Raw genomic sequence first — 22,377 nt, forward strand, 5'->3', positions numbered from 1 at the left:
CACATTCCGGCGGGGTGTCCTGTCGTACAGAGGGAGACGACGAACACGTCATCCGGCGAGCAGGCGGCCCGGGAACCACCGCGACCCGCTTCTCCGTCCCCCGCGATCGCGCCCCGACGGCACCGCCTGCTCACTCAGATCCGCCACACCCGACCAACCAGGAGAAACCATGACGACCCCGGCACCGTCGTTCACCGAGCCGGCGCCCGCGGAGCGCCTGGAGACAGTGGCCACCGCGCTGAAGGGCAACGGCTTCGAGGCGGAGATCCTCCACGACGCCGCGGCCGCGCGTGCCCGGGTCAAAGAGCTGGTTCCCGAGGGCGCCACCGTGTTCACCGGGGCCAGCGAGACGCTGCGCCTGTCCGGCATCGCCGAGGATCTCAACGGCGAGCGGTACGCCTCCGTCAGGACGCAGAGCCTGGCCATGGACCGTACCGCCCAGCGGACCGACATCCGGCGGCTGCTCGGCCACCACGACGTCATCGTCGGCAGCGTCCACGCGGTCACCGAGACCGGCTCCCTCGTGATCGGCTCGGCCAGCGGCAGCCAGCTCACCGGCTACACCGGCGGCGCCGACCACGCCATCTGGGTCGTCGGGGCGCAGAAGGTGGTGCCCGACGTGGAGACCGGGCTGCGCCGGCTCGAAACCCACTGCACCCGGCTGGAGGACGAGCGGGCCATGAAGGCGTACGGGGTGCGCAGCGCCCTCAACCGCGTCCTCATCCTCCACGCCTTCAACCCGAACTACTTCCCCGGGCGCGGCACCGTCCTGCTGCTCCGCGAGGCCATCGGGTTCTGACCCCGCCGGGAGCCGGGACGGCCGCGGGGCCGCGCGCCCGGCACGCCGGCCCCGTCCTGCCCCGTCCTGCTCCGTCCACCGCATGAACACCGGGAGGAACAGGCCCCGAAGGTCAACCTCACCGGGGCGTTCCTCGGCGTGAAGTCGGTGGTTCCGGCGATGCGCGCGGCCGGCGGCGGCTCGATCGTCAACGCCGGCTCCGCCACGGGCCTGAACGGTCACCCCATGACCGCGGGGTACGGGGCGTCCCAGTGGGGCGCCCGCGGCCTGACGAAGACGGCGGCGCGCTCGCGCAGCTCAGCGACGGCGGGAACGAGCCCCGGAGGGCTCGCGCCGAACGGGAACCACCCGTCGCCGTACTCGATGATCCGGTCGAACGTCCCGGGCTCCCGGCCGCCGCGCCGCCGCCCGGCCCTCGTGCGGGACGCCGACCAGCTCCGGGATCACGTCCATCGGGAGCCGGACACCAGGGCCCGGGTCCTGGTGTGGTCGGGCGGGTCCATGGCGCTGAACGACATCACCTTGTGCGCGTCGGGTCCCCAGACGGCGGAGTCGAGCAGGGGGCCGTCGGCACTGGAGCAGCCCGCCGAGTCGCGCAGCGCAGCGCGGCGTCGACGTCCGCGTGCCGCGACAGCGCCCAGATGTCCAGTTCCTCATCGTGGTAAACGGACGCCTTTCCGCGAAGCTGCGCGTACAGCGGATAAGGTTCGGCGTTGAGCTGCTCGTCGCAGGGGCTGTACTCCACTGCGATACTCCATCGCCTCCACCGGCGCGTTGTCCGCGCGGTATGGCAATAAACTGCCCCCGCCGGATCGCTCGATCCGTCCCCGGGCAGGAAGCGGGCTCTCCCCCATAAGATGATCGCGCCGGGAGAAGGCGGGGGAAGCGGCCGGCAACTAAACTGGGGGCATGATTCCTTGGCTGCAGCATTCCCGCGAAACCGTGTTCCGCGGATGACCTGCTCAGCGGCTGACATTCCGACCGCCCGCGGCAGAGTCCTGCATCCGGCGCGCGCCAATACTGCCTTACGCAGCCCCACCTGCCTATCGCGAAAGGATCGCACATGAGCGCTTCCGCCGCCCCGGCGAAGGTGCACCAACTCGTCAGCGCCTTCGTGGACGCACCAGACGACCGTCTCGACGCGGAGTTCGGGCAGTTGACCGGCGAGCTGTGGCGGGACGGTGCCGCCACCGGCCTCGCCCTGCCGGCCGCGCAGGAGCTGGCCGGCCGGTTCGAGGCGCTGGACGACCGGAGACGCGGCTACGCGGCGGTGCTGCTCGGCCTCCTCGTCGAGACCGAGTATCCGTCGACGGACGGGCCCATCGCCACCGCGGCCGGCACCGGCCTCGACGTCTACGCCGACCTGGCGGGCGGCCGCGACCAGGGCGACCCGCTCTTCCTGGCGCTGTGCTATCTGCTGGCGCACTTCCCCGCGGCCCGGGAGCGCGTGCTCGCCGCGGCGGGGCAGGCCCGCCTGCACGAGGACGACTACTCCCGGCTCGACCGGGCGCTGGCCACGCTCGACCCCGAACACCCCGTTCTCGGCCGGGTGTTCCCCTCCCCGGCCGCCTGGCAGCGGTACGGCGCGGAGGGCGACTTCGACAAGCGCTGGATCGAGGCGATGTCGCCGGAGGAGGTCGTGCGCGGCTGGCGTGCCGACACCGGGACGGCCTTCGCCGGCCTCGGCGCCAAGGCGTACTGGGCGGTGCGCAACTGGACCTCCCCCGCCGTACCCGCCGAGATCGACTTCCCGCCGGACGCGCAGGTCATCCGCGCGGCCGAGCCGGCCGTGAACCTCTTCGACACGCACGGGCCGGCGCTGCGCTGCCCGGGCTGCGGCGGCGCCTTCGAGGTCGCCGCCCGCCGGGCGCGGTGCACGGGGTGCGACACCGCGTACCCGATCTCGGCCGGCATCCTGGACCTCACCAAGACCATGGCCGGGGACGAGGCCGACGACTTCGACTTCATGGTCGCCGAGACGCCCGGCATGACCCTCTTCTACGAGCGGATCGCCCGCCCCAACTTCCTGCGGCTGTGCGGCAGCAACTGGGACGACGCGGTGACCACCGGCATCGAGGACGACTACCTGGCCCGGCACGTGAGCCCGGTCGAGGGCCCGGTGCTCGACCTCGGCTGCGGCGCGGGCCGCTGGACCGGCGTCCTCGCGGACACCGTCGGCGCGGAGCGCGTCATCGCGCTCGACGCGACCGGCCCGATGCTCTCGATGCTGCGCGCCCGGCTGGCCGGGGTCCCGGCGATCAGGTCCGGCGCCGCGCCGCTGCCCTTCAAGGACGCGAGCCTGGGCGCGGTGCTGTGCTGGAACGCGCTCCAGGCGTTCCCCGACCCGCCGGCGGCCGTCGCCGAGGTCGGGCGGTGCCTGCGGCCCGGCGGCACGTTCACGGTGATGACGTTCCGGAACTCGGACGATCCCGTCTACCGCCACTTCGTCGCCGCCCACACCCCCGCCGAGTACCGGGTCGGGCCGCGCCCGTTCGACCCGGACGCGCTCAGGCAGTTGCTGGCGGACGCCGGCCTGCGGATCCGCGAGGAGTGGGGTCCCGGCACGTTCGTCTTCTTCACGGCGGAACGCGCGTAACCGGCGCCCGGGCCCGAGTCCCCTGCACCGCGCGAGCCCTCCAGGGCCGCGGGGACGGGGGCCGGCGCTCCGGCGCGGGGGTGCTCGTCCGGTACGTACCGGGCGGGCATCCGGCTGCCGGAGCGGAGGCGCAGGTCACGGCCGTCGCCCTACGGAGTAAGCTCGTTGCCGGCTGTTGTCACCGACAGCCGCGACCGGCACGGACGGGAGGCGGCGACGTGGCACGACACCGGGCCGGTGGCGGTTCCAGGCCCGTCACATCGGCGGGATCCCGCCGGTCACCAACTTGGCAGGATCCGGGGAGAGGACTTGACCAGATGAGTGATCACGACTGGCTGGCCGAGCGGTTCGAAAGTGATCGCCCCCGTTTGCGCGCGCTCTCGTACCGGATGCTCGGCTCTGCCGCGGAAGCCGACGACGCGGTCCAGGAGTCGTGGATCCGGCTGAGCCGCTCGCGCACCGACGAGGTGGAGAACCTCAGCGGCTGGCTGACGACGATCGTCGCCCGGGTCTCGCTGAACATGCTCCAGTCCCGCAAGTCACGCCCCGAGGACCTGGTGGACACCACCGAGGCCGGCGAGCCGCACGACGAGGCCGCACCGGACGACCCGGAGGAGGAGGCGGTCCTCGCCGACTCCGTCGGCGTCGCGCTGCTGGTGGTGCTCGACACCCTCACGCCCGCCGAGCGGCTGGCGTTCGTGCTGCACGACATGTTCGCCGTCCCCTTCGAGGAGATAGCGACCATCGTCGACCGCTCCCCCGCCGCGGCCCGCCAGTTGGCCAGCCGCGCCCGCCGCCGCGTGCAGCGGGCCGCACCGCTGGCCAGGACCGCGGCCGTCGGCGTGTACGACGAGGGCGCGGACGGCCCCAAGAAGGGCAAGTCCGATCTGGCCAACGCCTTCCTCGCCGCCTCCCGCGAGGGCAACTTCGAGGCGCTGCTGTCGATGCTGGACCCGGACATCGTGCTGCGCTCCGACCCGACCGCCGTGCAGATGGGCGTCGACGCCGAGCTGCGCGGCGCCGACGCCGTGACCCGCGTCTTCGCCGGCCGCGCCTGGGCGCCGGTGCCGGCGCTCATCGACGGGACGGCCGGGCTGGTCTGGGCGAAGGGCGGCCGGCCGCGGCTCGCGTTCCGCTTCACCGTCGACGACGGGCGGATCACCGCCATCGGCATCGAGGCCGAGCTGGCGGACGTCGACATCGCGCTCGCGATCTAGGGCCGTACGGACGGCGGAAGGGCCGGTGTTCCCGCGACGGGGACACCGGCCCTTCCGGCCGAGCGGACGGTCTAGTCCTTGAGCGAATCGAACGCCTTGAGCAACTTCCGCTGGGTGTCGCTGATCTGGTAGTACGAGCCGAGCTTGTAGTACTCCTCGCGGGGCGTGAGCGTGAGCCCGTAGACGAGGGTGCGCGCCTCGCCCGCGTACGCGTACGGCGCGTTGTTCGCGTACTTCGAGAACTTCGCCAGGTCCTCTTCCCGCTCGGCGGGCGTCAGCGTGGGGTCCCTGCTGATCACTGCGAAGCAGAGCCGGTCGATCCTGCCGCTCTCCCAGTTCAGCGTGGGGTAGACGGCGAACGAGCGGCGCGCGAACGTCAGTCCCACCTCGCCGGTCTCCGTCAGACCCATGTCGCGGATCATCGACCGGACGGCCTCCGGGCCGAGGATGTCGGGGGACATCTCGCTGAAGTACAGGTTGACCGTCTTCTTGTTGTAGTCGATCGACGTCATCTGCACCTTGTCGAGGCCGTAGCGCGCGAACAGCCCGGCGTTCTCCTTCACGCTGTCCGGCATGGAGGGGATCCCGGCCAGCTTCGACGCGCTCGGCAGATCGTTCGTGGGGAAGAACGCGTACGTCTTCTTGAACCCGCCGGTGATCTCGCCGTCGAAGGCGAACATACTGACGGGGCAGTGTTCCTGGGTGTCGGCGAGCAGGCTGCCGACAGGGTGGCCGGTGCGGGGGGTCAACCCCTTGGCCAGCGCGACGCGGTACGGGTCGCCGGCCTCCGCCGGCACCGAGACGCTGAAGTCGAGCTCCGTCGCGTACCGCCCGCTGGCCATGGAGAAGACCACCACGGCGTCCGCGAGCACCTCGTGGTACGCCTCCAGCGCGGGCCTGACCTTTTCCCGGGAGACCGTGATGTCGAGGAGGCGGGCCGCTTCCTCCATGGCTGAATAGACACGCTCGACATCAGCAGCACCGGACATGGAATCCTCCGCAAGTCGATGGGGGTCGACGCTCGAAGTCAGGTCAGATTGCTGGGGCAGCTATCAGCTCAACCTGTCCAGAGTCCGGCACCCGACTTGGCCCTGACTGTGGAACCGGTTGGCGCCGACTTGGCGGAACCCCGGCTGCCGGGGTTCCGCAGCCGGGGCGGCCGGGGCTCCCGCGCGGGTGAATCAGGAGGCTGCCTGGGGCAACGCATTGCGGGGCACACCGTCAAGTCGGTGCCAACTCGCGGCACAGTCCGGGCCAAGCCGTTCGCAGGCACCCCGTGCCACGACTCTACGGGGACTTTCCATGCTTTAATCGGTTGCCCCCCGTCCGCCCCGCCGTAAGGCCAAGTACCCCGGCTGACCAGGCAAGACGCACCCTGGCATACCCGTGACAATATGTTGCCCCGCAATGATCCTTGACGCTCACAGCCGCGGTTCCGCAGTCTTTTCCATATGGCTACCGCGGTGGATAACAAGAAGCAATCGGGCGGCAAGAAGCTCATTCTCGCAGAGCCGCGCGGCTTCTGCGCGGGAGTGATCAGGGCCATTGAGATCGTCGAGCGTGCGCTCGAGATCCACGGCGCACCGCTGTACGTACGCAAGCAGATCGTCCACAACGAACACGTGGTACGCCGGCTGGAGGAGCGGGGCGTCAGGTTCGTCGACTCCGAGACCGAGGTGCCGGACGGGGCGGTGTGCATCTTCTCCGCGCACGGCGTCTCCCCCGAGGTGCGCGGCAACGCGGCGCGGCGCAGCCTCCAGGTCATCGACGCGACCTGCCCCCTCGTGGCCAAGGTGCACCAGGAGGCGCGCCGGTTCGCCCGTGACGAGCGGACGCTGCTCCTCGTCGGGCACGCCGACCACGAGGAGATCGAGGGCACCTACGGGGAGGCCCCCGACCGTACGATCATCGTGGAGGACGCGGAGGCGGCCAGGAACCTGGAGCTGCCGGAGGGCACGCGCGCCGCGTTCCTCACCCAGACCACGCTCTCGGTGGACGACACCGAGGAGATCGTGTCCGTGCTGCGCGAGCGGTTCCCCGAGATCGCCGGCGCGGGCAGCGAGGACATCTGCTACGCCAGCCAGAACCGGCAGACCGCGGTGAAGTCGATCGCCTGGCGCAGCGAACTCGTGCTCGTCGTCGGTTCCGCCAACTCCAGCAACACCGTGCGGATGGTGGAGGTCGCGCAGGCCGCCGGCGCCGAGGCGCGGCTGCTGCCGAGCGTGGACCATCTCGACCCCGCCTGGCTGGAGGGCGTCAGCACGGTCGGCGTCAGCTCCGGCGCGAGCGCGCCCGAGGTGCTGGTCGAGGAGGTCATCGAGCGCCTCGCGACCCTCGGGTACGCCGACGTCGAGACCGAGGTCACCGCCAAGGAGACCGTCGTGTTCCGGCCGCCGTCGGGGCTCGAACTGCCGAAGAAGGACGGCGCCGGCGCCGGCAAGGACCTTCCCTCGGACGACGCCACCGAGGAGCTGGTCGGCCGCGCCGTCGCGCGCATCGAGGACCTGCTGAGCGCCGAGATCGCCCGCTGGCAGGCGGTCGACCCGCGCGCGGCGCTGCCCATCGAGGGCATCGCGGAGCTGATCGCGGCCGGCGGCAAGCGGCTGCGGCCCACGTTCTGCGTGAGCGGATACCTGGCGGCCGGCGGTGCCCTCGACGGCTCGGCCGCCGAGGACGCGGTCATCGGCGCCGCCGCGGCACTGGAGTTGCTGCACGCCTCCGCGCTGCTGCACGACGACATCCTCGACAACGCGCCCACCCGCCGCGGCGCGCCGACCCTGCACGCCAAGCACGCCGCCGTCCACGCGGACAAGGGCTGGACCGGCGAGCCCCGCCGCTACGGCGAGGGGATCGGCATCCTGGCCGGCGCCCTCGCGTACGGCTACGCCACCCGGCTCGCCGCCGGGCTGACCGGACCGGCCATGGAGATCTGGACCGACCTGGGCACCGAGATGCTGGTGGGCCAGCAGCTCGACATCGCGCTGGCCGCGGAGCCGAAGCCGGACACGGACCTCGCCCGCTGGATCGCGGTCTGCAAGTCCGGCCGGTACACCATCCACCGCCCCCTCGCCCTCGGCGCGTCCCTCGCCGGGCGGCAGGACCTCCAGAAGACGTTCGAGGCGTACGGCGTCGCCGCCGGCGAGGCGTTCCAGCTCCGCGACGACCTGCTCGACGCCTTCGGCGACTCCGAGGCGACCGGCAAGCCGGCCGGACTCGACGTCAGCGAGCACAAGATGAACCTCCTGCTCGCCCTCGCCGCCACCAAGGACTCCCGGGTGGCCGAGCTGGTGGCGGAGCGCACGTGGGACACCGAGGCGCTCAGCGCCGCGATGCTCGCGTCCGGCGTACGCCAGGAGGTCGAGGAGCACATCGACCAGCTCGTCGGGACCGCCCGCACGGCCCTCCAGGGTGCGCCGCTGGCGGACGGCTGGCGGGAGCGGCTGGACCTGATGGTGGAGTACGTCGCGTACCGCGACCGCTGACCGCCCGCCCCGCAGACCGAACCCGAGGGGCCCGCCACCGGTGCCGGCCCAGCACGACAGAATCGAGAGGATGATCAGACGTGGTGGACCTCGGCATGCCCAAGGTGCCCCAGCAGGTGTCTCCCCGGCGCACGAGCCGGCAGCTCAGGCTGGGCCATGACGACCGAGCCGTGCTCGTCGGCGGCGACGCGCCGGTGAGCGTGCAGTCGATGTGCACGACCGTGACGGCCGACGTGAACGCGACGCTCCAGCAGATCGCGGAGCTGACGGCGTCGGGTTGCCAGATCGTTCGGGTCGCCGTGCCCTCGGCCGACGACGCCGACGCGCTGCCGGAGATCGCGCGCAAGTCGCAGATCCCGGTGATCGCCGACATTCACTTCCAGCCGCGGTACGTCTTCGCGGCGATCGACGCGGGCTGCGCCGCCGTCCGCGTGAACCCGGGCAACATCAAGGCGTTCGACGACAAGGTCGGTGAGATCGCCAAGGCCGCCGCGGACGCCCAGGTGCCGATCCGCATCGGCGTGAACGCGGGCTCGCTGGACAAGCGGCTGATGGAGAAGTACGGGAGCGCGACGCCGGACGCCCTGGTGGAGTCGGCGCTGTGGGAGTGCTCGCTCTTCGAGGAGCACGGCTTCCGGGACATCAAGATCTCCGTGAAGCACCACGACCCGGTCGTGATGATCAATGCGTACCGCAAGCTGGCCGCGGCCTGCGACTACCCGCTGCACCTCGGCGTGACCGAGGCCGGGCCCGAGTTCCAGGGCACGGTGAAGTCCGCGGTGGCCTTCGGCGCGCTGCTGGCCGAGGGCATCGGCGACACGATCCGGGTCTCGCTGTCGGCGCCGCCGGCCGAGGAGGTCAAGGTCGGCGCGGCGATCCTGGAGTCCCTCGGGCTCAAGGAGCGCCGTCTGGAGATCGTCTCGTGCCCCTCGTGCGGCCGGGCGCAGGTGGACGTCTACAAGCTGGCCAACGAGGTGACCGCCGGCCTCGACGGCATGGAGGTGCCGCTGCGCGTCGCCGTGATGGGCTGCGTCGTCAACGGTCCCGGCGAGGCCCGCGACGCCGACCTCGGCGTGGCTTCGGGCAACGGCAAGGGGCAGATCTTCGTCAAGGGGAAGGTCGTCGCCACGGTGCCGGAATCCAAGATTGTCGAAACCCTTATCGACGAAGCCATGCGTATTGCCGAGGAAATGGAAGCGGACGAAGACACGCCTGCCGGTACGCCTCAGGTCATCACTCCGTGAACCCTGCGCCCACCCAGTGGAATTGCAATTGAAGAATCGCCAAGTGGGCGCCAAGTCACTGTTGTGTTGGCGGCCAAGTGGGATGGCGGATGCTGGGTGGGCGTAGTCGGGTGTTTCGGGGCTGGTTGAGGTGGTGGCCTGGTGAGCGGGAGTCCGGTGCACAAGCGTGGTTTGTATATAGGTGTTCTCGCGCAGCGTGCTGCTGCGAAGCACGGGTCGGTGCTGCTGACTTTGGATCACGATCTGGATGTGCTGCCCGAGGCGGGACGGCGTATCACGGTCAGCGAACTCGCCTACCACGTCTCCGACCTCGCTGCCCGCCTTGCGGCGGCGGGGGTGCGGGCGGGGGAGCATGTGGTCGTCTACAAGCGGCCGAACTTCGACTCCTGGATCCTGGGCACCGCCGTCGCGCGGCTCGGTGCGATACCGGTGATGCTCTCCCCGGCCCTCGACGCCCCTACGGTCGCGGCGTTGATGCAGCGCCTGGGCCGCCCCCGCCTGCTGACCGACGCCGCGAAACACGGCCTCCTCGCGGGCGAGGACCTCGATGAGCTGACCGCTTCGGTGATCACGGTGGCGGCGCTGGGCGAGTTGGAGGGTTCGCCGGGGGTCGCGGTGGTGTTCACCGGGCTGGACGAGCCGGCGATGATCACGCATACCTCGGGGACGACGGGTCTGCCGAAGCTGGTGGTCCACACCGCGCGGACGATGCGCACCAGGTTGCGGCCGCAGTTGTTCATGCTCGGGGTGATGCCCCGGCGGGAGACCGCCGCGATCAGTATCCCCTTCGTCCACTCCCGCCTGTTCGCCGCGATGGCACTGGTGCTGTTCAAAGGCATGCCGACGCTCCTGGTCAACAACCACGACCCCGAAGCCGTCGCCACCTTCTTCCTCAAAAACCGCCCCGGCCTCATCGAAGCCCTCCCGAACTCGTTCCTGGCGTGGGAGGGGCTGGTGCACGACCCGCGGCGGCCGTTCGCGTCGGTGAAGTACTTCTCCTCCACCTTCGACGCCATCCACCCCCGCACCGTCCGCCGCCTGCTGGACGCCTCCCGCCGCCGCTCCCCCCAGTTCTTCCAGATCTACGGCCAGTCCGAAGTAGGCCCCGCGGTCGGCCGCCCGTACTACCGGCGTCACGCACGTGAGATGGACGGGCGGTGCGTCGGCTTCGCCCTCCCCGGCAGCGCGAAGGTACGCGTCACCTCGCAGAACGGCCGCCAGGTCACCCCGGACAACCCCGGGTTCATCGAAGTCCGCTGGGACGGCATCGCCAAGACCTACCACGGCGAACAGGACCGCTACGACGAGAACGTCCACCAGGGCTGGTGGCGCACCGGCGACATCGGCTACCGCACCCGCGCCGGCTGCCTCCACATGCTCGACCGCGAGATCGACACCATCCCCGGCATCGGCTCCAGCCTCGAAATCGAAGACACCGTCCTGGACCGCCTCGACGAACTCGTCGAACTCGCCATCGTCCAAGGCCCCGGCAACACACCCGTCCCCATCATCTGCACCCGCAACGACGAACCAGTCGACCCCCACCGCTGGCACCAAGCCACCCGCGACTACCCCCAACTCACAGACCCCGTCCACATCCCCCTCGCCCAACTCCCACGCACCGCCACCCTCAAAACCCGCCGCGTCGAACTCACCCGCATCCTCCACGACAAACTCCAAGAACAACCCTGAACCACCCCGTGGCCCGGGGCCGGATCCGGCCCCGACCCGACACGCAGCGGGCGCGCCGGGCGGAACAGCCGCCGGCGCGCCCGCCGACTGTATGTGAACTTGGGAGGTCCGACCGGTGTTCAGCCGTGTGGCGATCATCAACCGTGGCGAGGCCGCGATGCGGCTCATCAAGGCCGTAGGCGAGCTCAACGCCACGGGCGCGCCACGGATCGAGACCGTGGCGTTCTACACCGACGCCGACGCCACGGCCACATTCGTACGCGCGGCAGACCTCGCTTACGACCTGGGCAAGGCGGCGGACCGCCCCTATCTCGACCTCGCCGTGCTGGAGCGCGCCCTGGTCGGGTCCGGCGCCGACGCCGCCTGGGTGGGCTGGGGCTTCGTCGCCGAGGACCCCGCCTTCGCCGAGCTGTGCGGGAAGCTCGGCGTGACCTTCATCGGTCCGGGACCCGAGGCGATGCACAAGCTGGGCGACAAGATCAGCGCCAAGCTCCTCGCCGAGGAGGTCGGCGTCCCGGTCGCGCCCTGGAGCCGCGGCCCCGTCGGGGATCTGGACACGGCGCTGCGCCAGGCCGAGCGGATCGGCTATCCGCTGATGCTCAAGGCGACCGCGGGCGGCGGCGGCCGGGGCGTACGCGCCGTACACGAGCCGGACGAGCTGACCGACGCGTTCCAGCGCACCAGCCAGGAGGCGGAACGTGCCTTCGGCAACGGCGCGTTGTTCCTGGAGCGGCTGCTGGTCGACGCACGGCACGTCGAGGTCCAGGTGATCGCCGACGGCCAGGGCGGCGTGTGGGCGCTGGGCGTACGGGACTGCTCCGTGCAGCGCCGGAACCAGAAGATCGTCGAGGAGTCGGCCTCGCCGGTGCTGGCGGCCGGGCAGGTGGCGCGGCTGAAGGAGTCGGCGGAGCGGCTGGCGCTCGCGGTGGGCTACCGCGGCGCGGCCACGGTGGAGTTCCTGTACCAGCCGAAGGACGGCATGTTCGCCTTCCTGGAGGTCAACACCCGGCTGCAGGTGGAGCATCCGGTCACCGAGGCGACCACCGGCATGGACCTCGTCAAGGCGCAGCTCCACGTGGCCGCGGGCGGCCGGCTGACCGGCGACCGGCCGGCCGAGCTGGGGCACGCCGTCGAGGCCCGGCTCAACGCCGAGGACCCCGACCGCGACTTCGCGCCCGCCCCGGGCCGTATCGCGCTGCTCGACCTGCCCGCGGGCCCCGGCATCCGGGTCGACACCGGCGTCAGCCAGGGCGACACCATCCCCGCCGACTTCGACTCGATGATCGCCAAGGTCATCGCGTACGGGCGGGACCGCGCGGAGGCGCTGTCCCGGCTGCGGCACGCGATGCGCGAGACCACGGTGCTCATCGAGGGCGGCACCACCAACAAGAGCTTCATCCTCGACCTGCTCGACGAGCCCGCGGTGATCGACGCCGGGGCCGACACCGGCTGGATCGACCGGGTACGGGCCGGAGGCGGGCTGGCGTCGCCGCGGCACTCCGGCGTCGCGCTGGCCGTCGCGGCGATCGAGGCGTACGAGGACGGGAAGCAGGCCGAGTTGCAGCGGCTGCTGGGCACCGCGCGCGGCGGTCGCCCGCAGGTGCACCACGAGGGCGGCCGGCCGGTCGACCTCACGCTGCGCGGCGCCGGGTACCGGCTCACGGTGGCCGAGACCGGCCCCGGCCGCTACCGCGTCGGTTTCCGCTCCGGCACGGACACGGACGACGGCACTGTGCGGGCCGTCGACGCCGTGCTGGAGCGGTTCGACGAGCACACCGGGCAGATCCGGCTGAACGGCCACCGCTTCCGGCTGGTCACCGGCGCGCACGGGCCGGTCCACCTGGTCGAGGTCGACGGTGTGACGCACCGGATCAGCCGCGACGAGGGCGGCGTGGTCCGCTCCCCCGCCCCCGCGCTGGTGGTCGCGACGCCGCTCGGCGCCGGGGAGGAGGTCGACGAGGGCGCCCCGGTGCTCGTACTGGAGAGCATGAAGATGGAGACGGTGCTGCGCGCGCCGTTCCGCGCGGTGCTCAAGGAGTCGCTGGTCGCCGTCGGCAGCCAGGTCGAGACCGGTGCGCCGCTGCTGCGGCTGGAGCCGCTCGACGACGTCGACGCCGCGCCCGTGGCCGCGGGCGCGGACCTGGACCTGCCCGCGGAGGCCGCCGGGCGGAGCGCGGAGCAGCGGGCCGGTCGCGGCCTCGCGGACCTGCGCAGCAGGCTCCTGGGCTTCGACGTCGACCCGGCCGGGGCCGACGACGCCCTCGCCGGCTACCTCGCCGTGCGCGCCGTGCTGCCGGAGCGCCCGCTGGCGGCGGAGGCCGGGCTGCTGGAGGTCTTCGCCGACCTCTCCGAGCTGAGCCGCAACAAGCCGGAGCACGAGGAGACCGCGGCCGAGACCTGGGTGCGCAGCCCGCGCGAGTTCTTCCACACGTACCTGCAGAGCCTCGACGCCGAACGCGCCGGGCTCTCCGAGACGTTCCAGAGCCGGCTGACCCGTGTGCTGGGCCACTACGGCGTCGAGGGTCTCGACCGTACGCCCGCGCTGGAGGAAGCGGTCTTCCGCATCTTCCTCGCCCGGCAGGCCGCCACCGCGGACGTCGCGGTGATCACCGCGCTGCTGCAGCAGTGGCTCACCGAGGCACCGCCGCCCGACGGGCTGCGCCAGGTCGTGAGCCAGGCCCTGGAACGCCTGATCCGGGCGACGCAGTTGCGCTTCCCGCTGGTCGGCGGGCTCGCACGGAGCCTGGTGTTCCGCTGGTACGCGCAGCCGCTGCTGCGCCACACCCGCGCCACGGTCTACAACCGGATCCGCGACCACCTGCACCACCTCGACGCGCACCCGGACGCGCCCGACCGCGACCGGCGGATCGCCGACATGGTCGCCAGCCCCGAATCGCTCATCCAACTGCTGGGCGAGCGCATCGCCCGCCCGGACGCCGAGGCGGACCCGCTGCTGGAGGTCCTCGTCCGCCGCGCGTACCGCGACCACCGGCTGACCGGCGTGCGCTGCGAGACGGTCGCGGGCCGGCCGTTCGTCACCGGCCGCTACGAACTCGACGGCGTCTCGCACCGGCTGCTGGTGACCGTCGCCGACTTCGGCGATCTGGCCGGGGCCGCCGCGACCGTGGCGGAAGTGGCCGCCGCGGAGCCCGACTCGACCGCCGTCGTCGCCGAGTTCTACCTCACCTGGACCGGCCGGCCCCCGGAGACCGACGACATGGCCGCCGGGCTGCGCGCGGCGCTGTCGGGGGCGCTGCCCGCCAGCCTGCACCGGATCACCACGACGGTCGCCGGGCACAACGGCGCGGCGCCGCAGCACTTCACCTTCCTGCCCTCCCCCGAAGGACCGGTGGAGGACACGCTGATGCGCGGCATGCACCCGCTCATCGGCCAGCGGCTGCTGCTGCGCCGGCTGCGGAACTTCGACCTCACCCGGCTGCCGTCCGTCAACGAGGACGTCTACCTGCTGCGCTGCGTCGCGCCGAGCAACCCCGCGGACGAGCGGCTGGTCGCCATGGCCCAGGTCCGCGACCTGACCCCGCTGCGGGACGACGAGGGCCGCATCCTCGCGCTGCCCGAGGTCGAGGCGGCGCTCGGCGCCTGCCTGGACGCGATCCGCAGGGAGCAGGTCAGACGGCCGGGGAGCAGACGCCAGGACACCAACCGCATCTTCATCAACGTCCGCCCGCCCAGCGACCTGACGCTCGCGGAGCTGAACGACGTGGCCCGCCGCGTCCTGCCGACGACCCGGGGCCTGGGCGTGGAGGAGGTGCTGCTCCTCGGCTGCCGGCGCGACCGGCGCGGCGGTCTGGTGCCGGCCGCCGTGCGGGTCTCGTACGACGTGGCCGAAGGCGTCCGCCTCAGCGTCACGGAACCGCCCACCGATCTGCTCCAGCCGCTCGACGACTACGGCCAGAAGGTGCTGCGGGTGCGGCGCCGGGGCACGGTCTACCCGTACGAGCTGTTCGACATGATCGCCGGCGCCGGCGGCACGTTCACCGAGCACGACCTCGACGACTCCGGCGCGCTGGCCCCTGTACAGCGGGCGAAGGGCCTGAACAAGGCCGGCATCGTGGCCGGCGTGGCCACCACGCCGACCGAGCGCTACCCGGAGGGCGTCACCCGCGTCGTGCTCCTCGGCGACCCGGTGAAGGCGCTGGGCGCGCTCTCCGAGGCGGAGTGCGCGCGGGTGGTCGCGGCGCTCGACCTGGCGGAGCGGCTGCGGGTGCCCGTCGAGTGGTACGCGCTGTCCGCGGGTGCCCGGATCGCGATGGACTCGGGCACCGAGAACATGGACTGGATCGCCCGCGCGCTGCGCCGCATCGTGCACTTCACGCAGGACGGCGGCGAGGTCAACGTCGTCGTCGCCGGCGTCAACGTCGGCGCGCAGCCGTACTGGAACGCCGAGGCCACGATGCTGATGCACACCCGGGGCGTGCTCGTGATGACCCCCGACTCGGCGATGGTGCTGACCGGCAAGCGGTCGCTCGACTTCTCCGGCGGCGTCTCCGCGGAGGACAACTTCGGCATCGGCGGCTACGACCGGGTGATGGGCCCGAACGGGCAGGCGCAGTACTGGGCGCCGGACCTGAAGGCCGCGCGGGACGTGCTGCTGTCGTACTACGACCACAGCTACGTGCTGCCCGGCGAGGCCGGCCCGCGCCGGGCGCGCACCGCCGACCCGGTCGACCGGGACGTGAGCGACTTCCCGCACGCCGCCGAGGGCAGCGACTTCACCACGGTCGGGGAGATCTTCTCCCCCGTGACCAACCCGGACCGCAAGAAGCCGTTCGACATCCGCACGGTGATGCGCGCGGTCACCGACCAGGACCACGCGGTGCTGGAGCGCTGGGCCGACATGGCGGACGCGGAGACCGCGGTGGTGCAGGACGTGCACCTGGGCGGGCGGCCGGTGTGCCTGGTGGGCATCGAGTCGCGTTCGGTGCAGCGGCGCGGCTTCCCGCCCACCGACGGGCCGGACGCGTACACCGCGGGCACGCTGTTCCCGCGGTCGTCGAAGAAGGTCGCCCGGGCGGTGAACGCGGCGAGCGGGAACCGGCCGCTGGTGGTGCTGGCGAACCTGTCCGGGTTCGACGGCTCGCCGGAGTCGATGCGCGAGCTGCAGTTGGAGTACGGGGCCGAGATCGGCCGGGCGATCGTCAACTTCCGCGGCCCGATCGTGTTCTGCGTGATCTCGCGCTACCACGGCGGCGCGTTCGTGGTGTTCTCCAAGGCGCTGAACCGGGGCATGACGGTGCTGGCGGTGGACGGTTCGTACGCCTCGGTCCTCGGCGGCGCGCCGGCGGCCGCGGTGGTCTTCGCCGCCGACGTCGACGCCCGTACCGCCGCGGACGCCCGGGTGACCGACCTGGAGACCCGTCTCTCCGCGGCCTCGGGCAGGGAGCGGGCGCAGCTCGCCGGGCGGCTGGAGAGCGTGTGGGCGGCGGTGCGCGCGGAGAAACTGGGCGAGGTCGCCGCGGAGTTCGACGGCGTGCACTCGATCCGGCGCGCGCAGCAGGTGGGTTCCGTGGACGCGATCATCCGCCCCGAGGAACTGCGGCCGCAGCTCATCGCGGCCGTGGAACGCGGGCTCGCAGAAGGCATGCCAGGGTGAGTTGCCAAGACGATTCACTCCCGTTTGTCAAAATTCCGCGGGCATCAGGAATCGGATATTCGTTCGCCCGTTTCGGGACGTCAACCACCGGCACATCCGGTGTTTTACCGATATCGGCAACCGGATCGCGCCGCCCGAACATCATCTTCCGGAAGATGCCGTAGCGAGGGACGGACGCCCTGGTGGGAGCCGTTTGCCGGACGAACCCCGCGCCCATGCCGGGAGCCGGGAAGCCCACCAAACTGACAGGATCTAGCTACGAACCAGACCTTCCCTTGACGTGAATCAGTCGTCTTGCAGACTGTTTTTCGCACGGCGGGTTCGCGACCCCCAAGCCGTCCGAGGGTGACACCGCCGGCGCTCCGCGAATACTCACGGAGGGGAAATGTTCACAAGGCACGAACCATGTCGAGTCCCGTCCTGCAGAAGTGCGCTCAACGGAAGCTCCGCGAAAAACAGCGGAAGGACCGGTGACGGAAAAAGCCTCTGCACATCCTGCCGGGGCCGGCTGGAGAGCAATCTGCTCAACCTTCCCGCACTGTATTCCGACTGCACCGGAAGTCCGCGTCCCGAAATGGTCCGGGTCATCCGGAAGGTCGCCAGGAAGAGTTCCGCGACCGGCACGATGAATCCCGCCGCCGCCGAGGTGCGCGCCGCCATTCGTACGGTATTGGCGTCCTGGTCGGGACTCGTCGCCGAGGAGCGCCGGCTGAACTCCCCGGCCAGAGACGTCCCGGCGCTCGCGCGCTTCCTGTGCCGGCATGTCGAGTGGCTCGCCCACCACCCGGCGGCGGGCGACATCGCGGAGGAGATCCAGGAACTCTCCCGGAGAGCGCGCAAGGTCGCCGACCCCGGCAGCCTGCGGCGCGTCCACCTGGGCGACTGTCCCGACGTCGGCTGCGAGGGCACCCTCGTCGCCCTGATCCGCACCCATGGCGACACGATGCCCTCCGAGATCGTCTGTACGGCTTCCGCCGCCCACACCTGGCCGGTCACCTGGTGGAGCAGACTCGCCCGCCGGATGCGCACGCAAAGAGAGGTCGGATGAAGTACCAACTCGCGAGCACCGGTCTGACGGCAAACGACATCGCCAGCATCTGGCGGATACCCAAGGGCACGGTCTACCGCTACGCCCACATGCACCGCTGGCGCCGATACAAGCAAATCGGCCGGGTCTATTACCACCCCGACGACGTGACGGCCACGCTGGACGAGATGCAGCCGGAATGAACGCCGGGCCACAGCACCGTACGCCGACGCAACGGCCGGATAGGAACCGGCTGCACCGGCGCACCGCACACGTACGCATACGCGGTGGGTCAGGGACGCGATCCCCGCTCCGGTTCGTGACCGTGGGTGACTTGTGGCACGTCACACGCATGACCAACTACCCCGGCGACGGCGGGGGCTTGACGGCCGACCGGCGAAGAATCTATAAATATACTTGTCGCTCCGAGTCCGCCCTTCGCGGGCGTGCCCAATCTCGCACGACATCCCGACCGCAGCGGATCACGTCCGCTGCGGTTTTGCGTGGCAGGGGAACCCTGCGCGCGATTCGGCTGCCGGCCGTCTGATCTCTACGACAGAAGGTACCTATGCCCAGGCTCTGTAAGCCGTCGGTGCACGTGCCGGAATATGTCATCACCATGGAAGAGACGCTGGAGTTCGCCCAGCGCGTCCACGGCGGGAAGTCGCAGCTTCCCCTGGCACTGCGGCTGATCCGTAATACCGGCGTACGGAAACGGCACATCGTCCAGCCCATCGAAAAGACCCTCGGGCATCCCGGCTTCGAAGAACGCAACCGCGTCTACGAAGTCGAATCCAAGAAGCGCTGCCCGCGGGTCATCGAGGAGGCGCTGGCCAACGCGGAGGTCGCGGCACGCGACATCGACGCGATCGTCTACGTGTCGTGCACCGGGTTCCTGATGCCGTCGCTCACCGCCTGGCTGATCAACACCATGGGGCTGCGCACCGACACCCGCCAGCTCCCCATCGCCCAGCTCGGCTGCGCGGCCGGCGGGGCGGCGATCAACCGGGCCCACGACTTCTGCCTGGCCCACCCCGGCAGCAACGTCCTGATCGTCTCGTGCGAACTGTGCTCCCTGTGCTACCAGCCGGGCGACGACGACATCGGCTCCCTGCTGTCCGACGGGCTGTTCGGCGACGCGGTCGCCGCCGCCGTCGTCCGCGGCGACGGCGGCACCGGCGTCGACCTGGAACGCAACGGCTCGTACCTCATCCCGGACACCGAGGACTGGATCTCCTACGCCGTCCGCGACACCGGCTTCCACTTCCAGCTCGACCGCCGGGTCCCCGGCACCATGGAGCCGCTCGCCCCGGTACTGCGGGACTTCGCCACCGACCACGACTGGGACATCGGCAAGCTCGACTTCTACATCATCCACGCCGGCGGCCCGCGGATCCTGGACGACCTCGCCCGGTTCCTCGACGTCGACCGCGAGATGTTCCGGCACAGTTGGGCCACGCTCACCGAGCGCGGCAACATCGCCAGCGCCGTCGTCCTCGACGCCCTGCGCCGGCTGATCGAGGAGGAGACGCCGCAGGCGAACGCCACGGGCGTGATCGCGGGCTTCGGCCCCGGCATCACCGCCGAGATGGCGCTGGGCAGATGGAGCCGGGACACCCCGGACGACGCGGACTGAGCCCACCGCGGCACGTACACCTCCGGCATGCGCGGCAACGGCGCCGGCATGCCCCATTCATCCACACGGGAGGCGGGAGACTTCGTCATGCTTACTCGGGAATCGCAACTGGTGGAGCTGGTGGACGCGGGCGGCACCGCACTCGGCTCCCTCCGGGTCGCCGAGGCACACACGGCGCCGGGCCGGTTGCACCGGGCGTACTCGGTGATGCTGCTGGACGAGCAGGGCCGCATCCTGCTCCAGCAGCGGGCCGCGGTGAAGACCCGGTTCGCGCTGCGCTGGGCCAATGCCTGCTGCGGCCACCCGGCGCCGGGGCAGGCGCTGTTCGAGGCCGCCGGCGAGCGGCTGATCGAGGAGATCGGGCTGCCCGGGGTGCCGCTCCAGGAAGCCGGCGTGTACCTCTACCGGGCCGAGGACCCGCACACCGGCCGGGTCGAGCACGAGTACGACCACGTCGTGGTCGGGCTGGTCCCGGCGGACGTGTCGCTGAAGCCCGACCCGGCGGAGGTGGCCGACGTCCGCTGGGTCGCACCGGAGGAACTGCGGGCGGACCTGGCCGCCCACCCGGACCACTACTCGCCCTGGCTGGGCGGCGTGCTCGCGGTGGCCACCAACGCCGCCGACCGGCTGCCGCAGGCGGCGGGCCTCGCGACGACGTAGGGCCGCCAGCCGCGGGAGACGACCAACTCAAAGGGAGCCAGAGAAATGACACAAGGAGCCACACTCGCGCGCATCCGCGACTACATGGTGGGCCCCACCCGGTTCATGACCCTGCTGTCCTGTTTCGAGCTCGGCATCATCGACGCGCTCCGCGACAAGCCCGGCATGACCGCGGCCGACCTCGGCGACGCGGTGGGCACCAAGGCGGACGCCGTGGAGCAGCTTCTGTTCCTGCTGATCAAGGAGGGCTTCGTCGCGCGCGACGAGGCGTCCGGCACGTACACCCTCGACGCGCTAGGCGAGGTGCCCGAGCGCGACCTGAAGCGTGCGCTCACCTACATGAACATGATCAAGGTGGTCGCGCTCAGGCAGCTCTTCCACCTCACCGAGAGCGCGCGGACCGGCACTCTCGTCGGCCTCAAGGAGTTCTACGGCGTCACCGAGGGCACGATGTACGACGCCGTGGCCGAGCACAAGGATCTCCGCGAGTCCTGGGGGACGTTGATGGACAACGTCACCGCGAACATCGACCCCTGGTTCTTCGGGAACGTCGACATCGCGGCGGGCGCGCAGGTGCTCGACCTCGCCGGGAACACCGGTCTCGGGGCGATCCACGCCTACGAGGCGAAGGCGTCCCCCGGGCTCCGGGTGACGACGTTCGACCTGCCGGAGAAGGAGGAGGAGGCGCTGGAGAACTTCCGCGCGCACGGCGTGGCGGACCACTGCTCGTTCATCGGCGGCAACGTCTTCGAGGAGATCCCGCAGGGCTTCGACGTCGTCCTCATCAAGCACTTCCTGGACATGTTCGACAAGGACGACGTGGTCCGCATCCTGACCGGCGTCAACCGGTCGCTGCCGGTCGGCGGGCAGGTCAACGTGCTGGTCCCGGTGTACCCCGAGAACCTCAAGGACACCGACAACTACAACGTCGACTTCTTCCCGGCCTTCTTCATCGGCTGCACCATGGGCCAGGGCGGCCCGCAGAAGCTGTCGGTCTACCGGAGCTGGCTGGAGGAGTGCGGGTTCACGGTGACCAAGGCGGTCACCAAGGACGCCGCCGAGCTGCCGAAGGACGTCATCCCGGTGCCGGCCCTCCTCTGCGCCACGAAGGTCCGGTGACCGACCGGTGCCGGCCCGGGTCGCCGATCCCGGCGCGGGCACCGGGTGCCGGTCCGGGTTCTGCCGGGCATCGTGGCAGGGCACGGACCGGTGCCGCCGCGTCCGGGTGGCGTCGGCCCGCCGGGGCCTTGACGACCAGGGGCGAAGAACCTATACATAGGATTGCACCGCCGGAGTCCGCCCTTCGTGGCGTTGACGCGTCTCCGCACCTGCGGTGCCGGGTTTCCCGCCCACGGTTTCCCCGGCGTTCGACCGGGAGTGGTTTCTTTCCACAACTCCCGGTCCGCCCGCCCGGATTCACTGCATATACCAGCGCTCACCTTCACACTGGAGGACGCACGCATCATGTCCGGAGCTGTCGAGCTCGAGAGAGTTTACTCGGCCATCGAAGAGTCGGCTCAATTAGTGGGTGTGGCCTGTTCCCGGGACAAGGTCTGGCCCCTGCTGAGCACATTCGGCGAGTCGATCGGGGACGCCCTGCTGGTCCTCAGTCTGCAGACCGGCGGGCGGCACGCGGGAGAACTCGACTACAGCTTCACCGCCTCTCCGGGACTGGGTGACCCGTACCCCCACGCGGTGGCGCACGGCTTCGTCGAACCCACGGAGCACCCCGTCCACTCCCTGCTGTCCGATCTGCAGGGGCGCTGGACCATCAGGGAGCACTTCGTCGACTGCGGCGTCACCGGCGGCTTCAAGAAGTTCTACGCGCACTTCCCGCAGGACCTGCAGCCGGTGGCGAAGCTGGCCGAGGTCCCGTCGGTGTCGCACGCCGTGGCCGACAACGCCGGCCTCTTCGCCCGCTACGGCCTCGACGAGGTCGCGATGGTCGGGGTCGACTACCACCGGCAGACGATGAACCTGTACTTCCAGTTCACCCCGGACGGACGTCCGGAGCCGAGCGCGCTCCGCGCCATGCTGCGCGAACTCGGGCTGCACGACGCGGACGAAGGCATGCTGGAATTCGCCAGCAGGTCGATGCGGGCCAACATCACCTTCCGCTGGGATTCCTCGCGGATCGTACGGGTCGCATTCGCCCCGCCGCCGGGCCGCGGCCTGGATCCGGCGGCGGTGCCGGCGCCCATAGAGCCGCACATCGCGCGGTTCGCGACGAACGCCCCGTACGCGTATTCCGGTGAGCGTCTGAACCTCTTCGGCGTCAAATGGTTCCCCGACGGGGAATTCATCGACGTCTGTGCGTACTACCAGCTTTCCGCCGGGTACGAACCGGTCCGGCTGATGGAGACGCACAAGCAACACGGATGAACACCCGGGGACCTGACCCGCCCCCGTT

General features: G+C 71.0%; 14 protein-coding genes and 1 pseudogene. 14 read left to right on the forward strand and 1 reads right to left on the reverse strand.

The window, feature by feature from the left end:
- The first annotated feature begins 169 nt into the window (after positions 1 to 169).
- The 4 genes and pseudogenes from CXR04_RS10385 to CXR04_RS10400 all read left to right on the forward strand — a co-directional run bounded on the left by CXR04_RS10385 (position 170) and on the right by CXR04_RS10400 (position 4,612).
- Positions 170 to 799, forward strand: a complete 630-nt coding sequence (locus CXR04_RS10385; RefSeq protein ID WP_101421560.1) for an LUD domain-containing protein — start codon at positions 170 to 172, stop codon at positions 797 to 799.
- A 66-nt stretch (positions 800 to 865) separates the two neighbouring features.
- A pseudogene (locus tag CXR04_RS35720) lies at positions 866 to 1,084 on the forward strand (SDR family NAD(P)-dependent oxidoreductase); the annotation flags it as partial.
- Between the two features lie 778 nt (positions 1,085 to 1,862).
- A complete protein-coding gene (locus CXR04_RS10395; protein WP_101421561.1) occupies positions 1,863 to 3,395 on the forward strand; it encodes a class I SAM-dependent methyltransferase in 1,533 nt (510 codons plus the stop codon).
- A 317-nt stretch (positions 3,396 to 3,712) separates the two neighbouring features.
- Positions 3,713 to 4,612 (forward strand): sigma-70 family RNA polymerase sigma factor, encoded by a 900-nt coding sequence (locus CXR04_RS10400; protein ID WP_101421562.1) that lies wholly within the window; start codon positions 3,713 to 3,715, stop codon positions 4,610 to 4,612.
- 71 nt (positions 4,613 to 4,683) lie between these two features.
- On the opposite strand, the gene CXR04_RS10405 is transcribed toward CXR04_RS10400, so the two are convergent.
- Complete coding sequence (locus CXR04_RS10405; RefSeq protein WP_101421563.1) at positions 4,684 to 5,601, reverse strand: aromatic prenyltransferase; 918 nt, start codon at positions 5,599 to 5,601, stop codon at positions 4,684 to 4,686.
- A gap of 462 nt (positions 5,602 to 6,063) precedes the next feature.
- On the opposite strand from CXR04_RS10405, the gene ispH reads away from it, so the two are divergent.
- From ispH to CXR04_RS10455, 10 genes are all read left to right on the forward strand, one after another.
- On the forward strand, positions 6,064 to 8,094 hold the full coding sequence (gene ispH / locus CXR04_RS35725) for a 4-hydroxy-3-methylbut-2-enyl diphosphate reductase (protein WP_101421564.1): 2,031 nt from the start codon (positions 6,064 to 6,066) through the stop codon (positions 8,092 to 8,094).
- A gap of 95 nt (positions 8,095 to 8,189) precedes the next feature.
- Positions 8,190 to 9,338 carry a flavodoxin-dependent (E)-4-hydroxy-3-methylbut-2-enyl-diphosphate synthase gene (gene ispG, locus CXR04_RS10415; protein ID WP_101426299.1) on the forward strand — a complete coding sequence of 383 codons (1,149 nt, stop codon included), beginning with the start codon at positions 8,190 to 8,192 and terminating at the stop codon, positions 9,336 to 9,338.
- 141 nt (positions 9,339 to 9,479) lie between these two features.
- On the forward strand, positions 9,480 to 11,030 hold the full coding sequence (locus CXR04_RS10420) for a class I adenylate-forming enzyme family protein (RefSeq protein WP_234380151.1): 1,551 nt from the start codon (positions 9,480 to 9,482) through the stop codon (positions 11,028 to 11,030).
- Positions 11,031 to 11,145: 115 nt separating this feature from the next.
- The gene (locus CXR04_RS10425) at positions 11,146 to 16,644 is read left to right on the forward strand and encodes an ATP-binding protein (RefSeq protein WP_101421566.1); all 5,499 of its coding nucleotides are present in this window, start codon (positions 11,146 to 11,148) and stop codon (positions 16,642 to 16,644) included.
- A 574-nt stretch (positions 16,645 to 17,218) separates the two neighbouring features.
- Positions 17,219 to 17,692 carry a hypothetical protein gene (locus CXR04_RS10430; RefSeq protein WP_234380152.1) on the forward strand — a complete coding sequence of 158 codons (474 nt, stop codon included), beginning with the start codon at positions 17,219 to 17,221 and terminating at the stop codon, positions 17,690 to 17,692.
- Complete coding sequence (locus CXR04_RS10435; RefSeq protein ID WP_101421567.1) at positions 17,689 to 17,874, forward strand: helix-turn-helix domain-containing protein; 186 nt, start codon at positions 17,689 to 17,691, stop codon at positions 17,872 to 17,874. The genes CXR04_RS10430 and CXR04_RS10435 overlap by 4 nt, the downstream gene beginning before the upstream one ends.
- Before the next feature lie 416 nt (positions 17,875 to 18,290).
- Positions 18,291 to 19,307, forward strand: coding sequence for a type III polyketide synthase (locus CXR04_RS10440; protein ID WP_101426301.1), 1,017 nt, complete (start codon positions 18,291 to 18,293; stop codon positions 19,305 to 19,307).
- Between the two features lie 87 nt (positions 19,308 to 19,394).
- A complete protein-coding gene (idi, locus tag CXR04_RS10445; RefSeq protein WP_234380153.1) occupies positions 19,395 to 19,967 on the forward strand; it encodes an isopentenyl-diphosphate Delta-isomerase in 573 nt (190 codons plus the stop codon).
- A 45-nt stretch (positions 19,968 to 20,012) separates the two neighbouring features.
- Positions 20,013 to 21,086: a methyltransferase gene (locus CXR04_RS10450; protein ID WP_234380154.1), complete on the forward strand. Its 1,074-nt coding sequence runs from the start codon at positions 20,013 to 20,015 to the stop codon at positions 21,084 to 21,086.
- Positions 21,087 to 21,431: 345 nt separating this feature from the next.
- Positions 21,432 to 22,349, forward strand: coding sequence for an aromatic prenyltransferase (locus tag CXR04_RS10455; RefSeq protein WP_101421570.1), 918 nt, complete (start codon positions 21,432 to 21,434; stop codon positions 22,347 to 22,349).
- The last annotated feature ends 28 nt before the right edge of the window (positions 22,350 to 22,377 follow it).

Source organism: Streptomyces sp. CMB-StM0423, assembly GCF_002847285.1.
Taxonomy (GTDB): Bacteria; Actinomycetota; Actinomycetes; order Streptomycetales; family Streptomycetaceae; genus Streptomyces.

Coding starts and splice junctions, on each gene's coding strand:
- CXR04_RS10385 (WP_101421560.1), top strand. CDS start 170: ATGACGACCCCGGCACCGTCGTTCACCGAGCCGGCGCCCGCGGAGCGC.
- CXR04_RS10395 (WP_101421561.1), top strand. CDS start 1,863: ATGAGCGCTTCCGCCGCCCCGGCGAAGGTGCACCAACTCGTCAGCGCC.
- CXR04_RS10400 (WP_101421562.1), top strand. CDS start 3,713: ATGAGTGATCACGACTGGCTGGCCGAGCGGTTCGAAAGTGATCGCCCC.
- CXR04_RS10405 (WP_101421563.1), bottom strand. CDS start 5,601: ATGTCCGGTGCTGCTGATGTCGAGCGTGTCTATTCAGCCATGGAGGAA.
- ispH (WP_101421564.1), top strand. CDS start 6,064: ATGGCTACCGCGGTGGATAACAAGAAGCAATCGGGCGGCAAGAAGCTC.
- ispG (WP_101426299.1), top strand. CDS start 8,190: ATGCCCAAGGTGCCCCAGCAGGTGTCTCCCCGGCGCACGAGCCGGCAG.
- CXR04_RS10430 (WP_234380152.1), top strand. CDS start 17,219: ATGGTCCGGGTCATCCGGAAGGTCGCCAGGAAGAGTTCCGCGACCGGC.
- CXR04_RS10435 (WP_101421567.1), top strand. CDS start 17,689: ATGAAGTACCAACTCGCGAGCACCGGTCTGACGGCAAACGACATCGCC.
- CXR04_RS10440 (WP_101426301.1), top strand. CDS start 18,291: ATGGAAGAGACGCTGGAGTTCGCCCAGCGCGTCCACGGCGGGAAGTCG.
- idi (WP_234380153.1), top strand. CDS start 19,395: ATGCTTACTCGGGAATCGCAACTGGTGGAGCTGGTGGACGCGGGCGGC.
- CXR04_RS10450 (WP_234380154.1), top strand. CDS start 20,013: ATGACACAAGGAGCCACACTCGCGCGCATCCGCGACTACATGGTGGGC.
- CXR04_RS10455 (WP_101421570.1), top strand. CDS start 21,432: ATGTCCGGAGCTGTCGAGCTCGAGAGAGTTTACTCGGCCATCGAAGAG.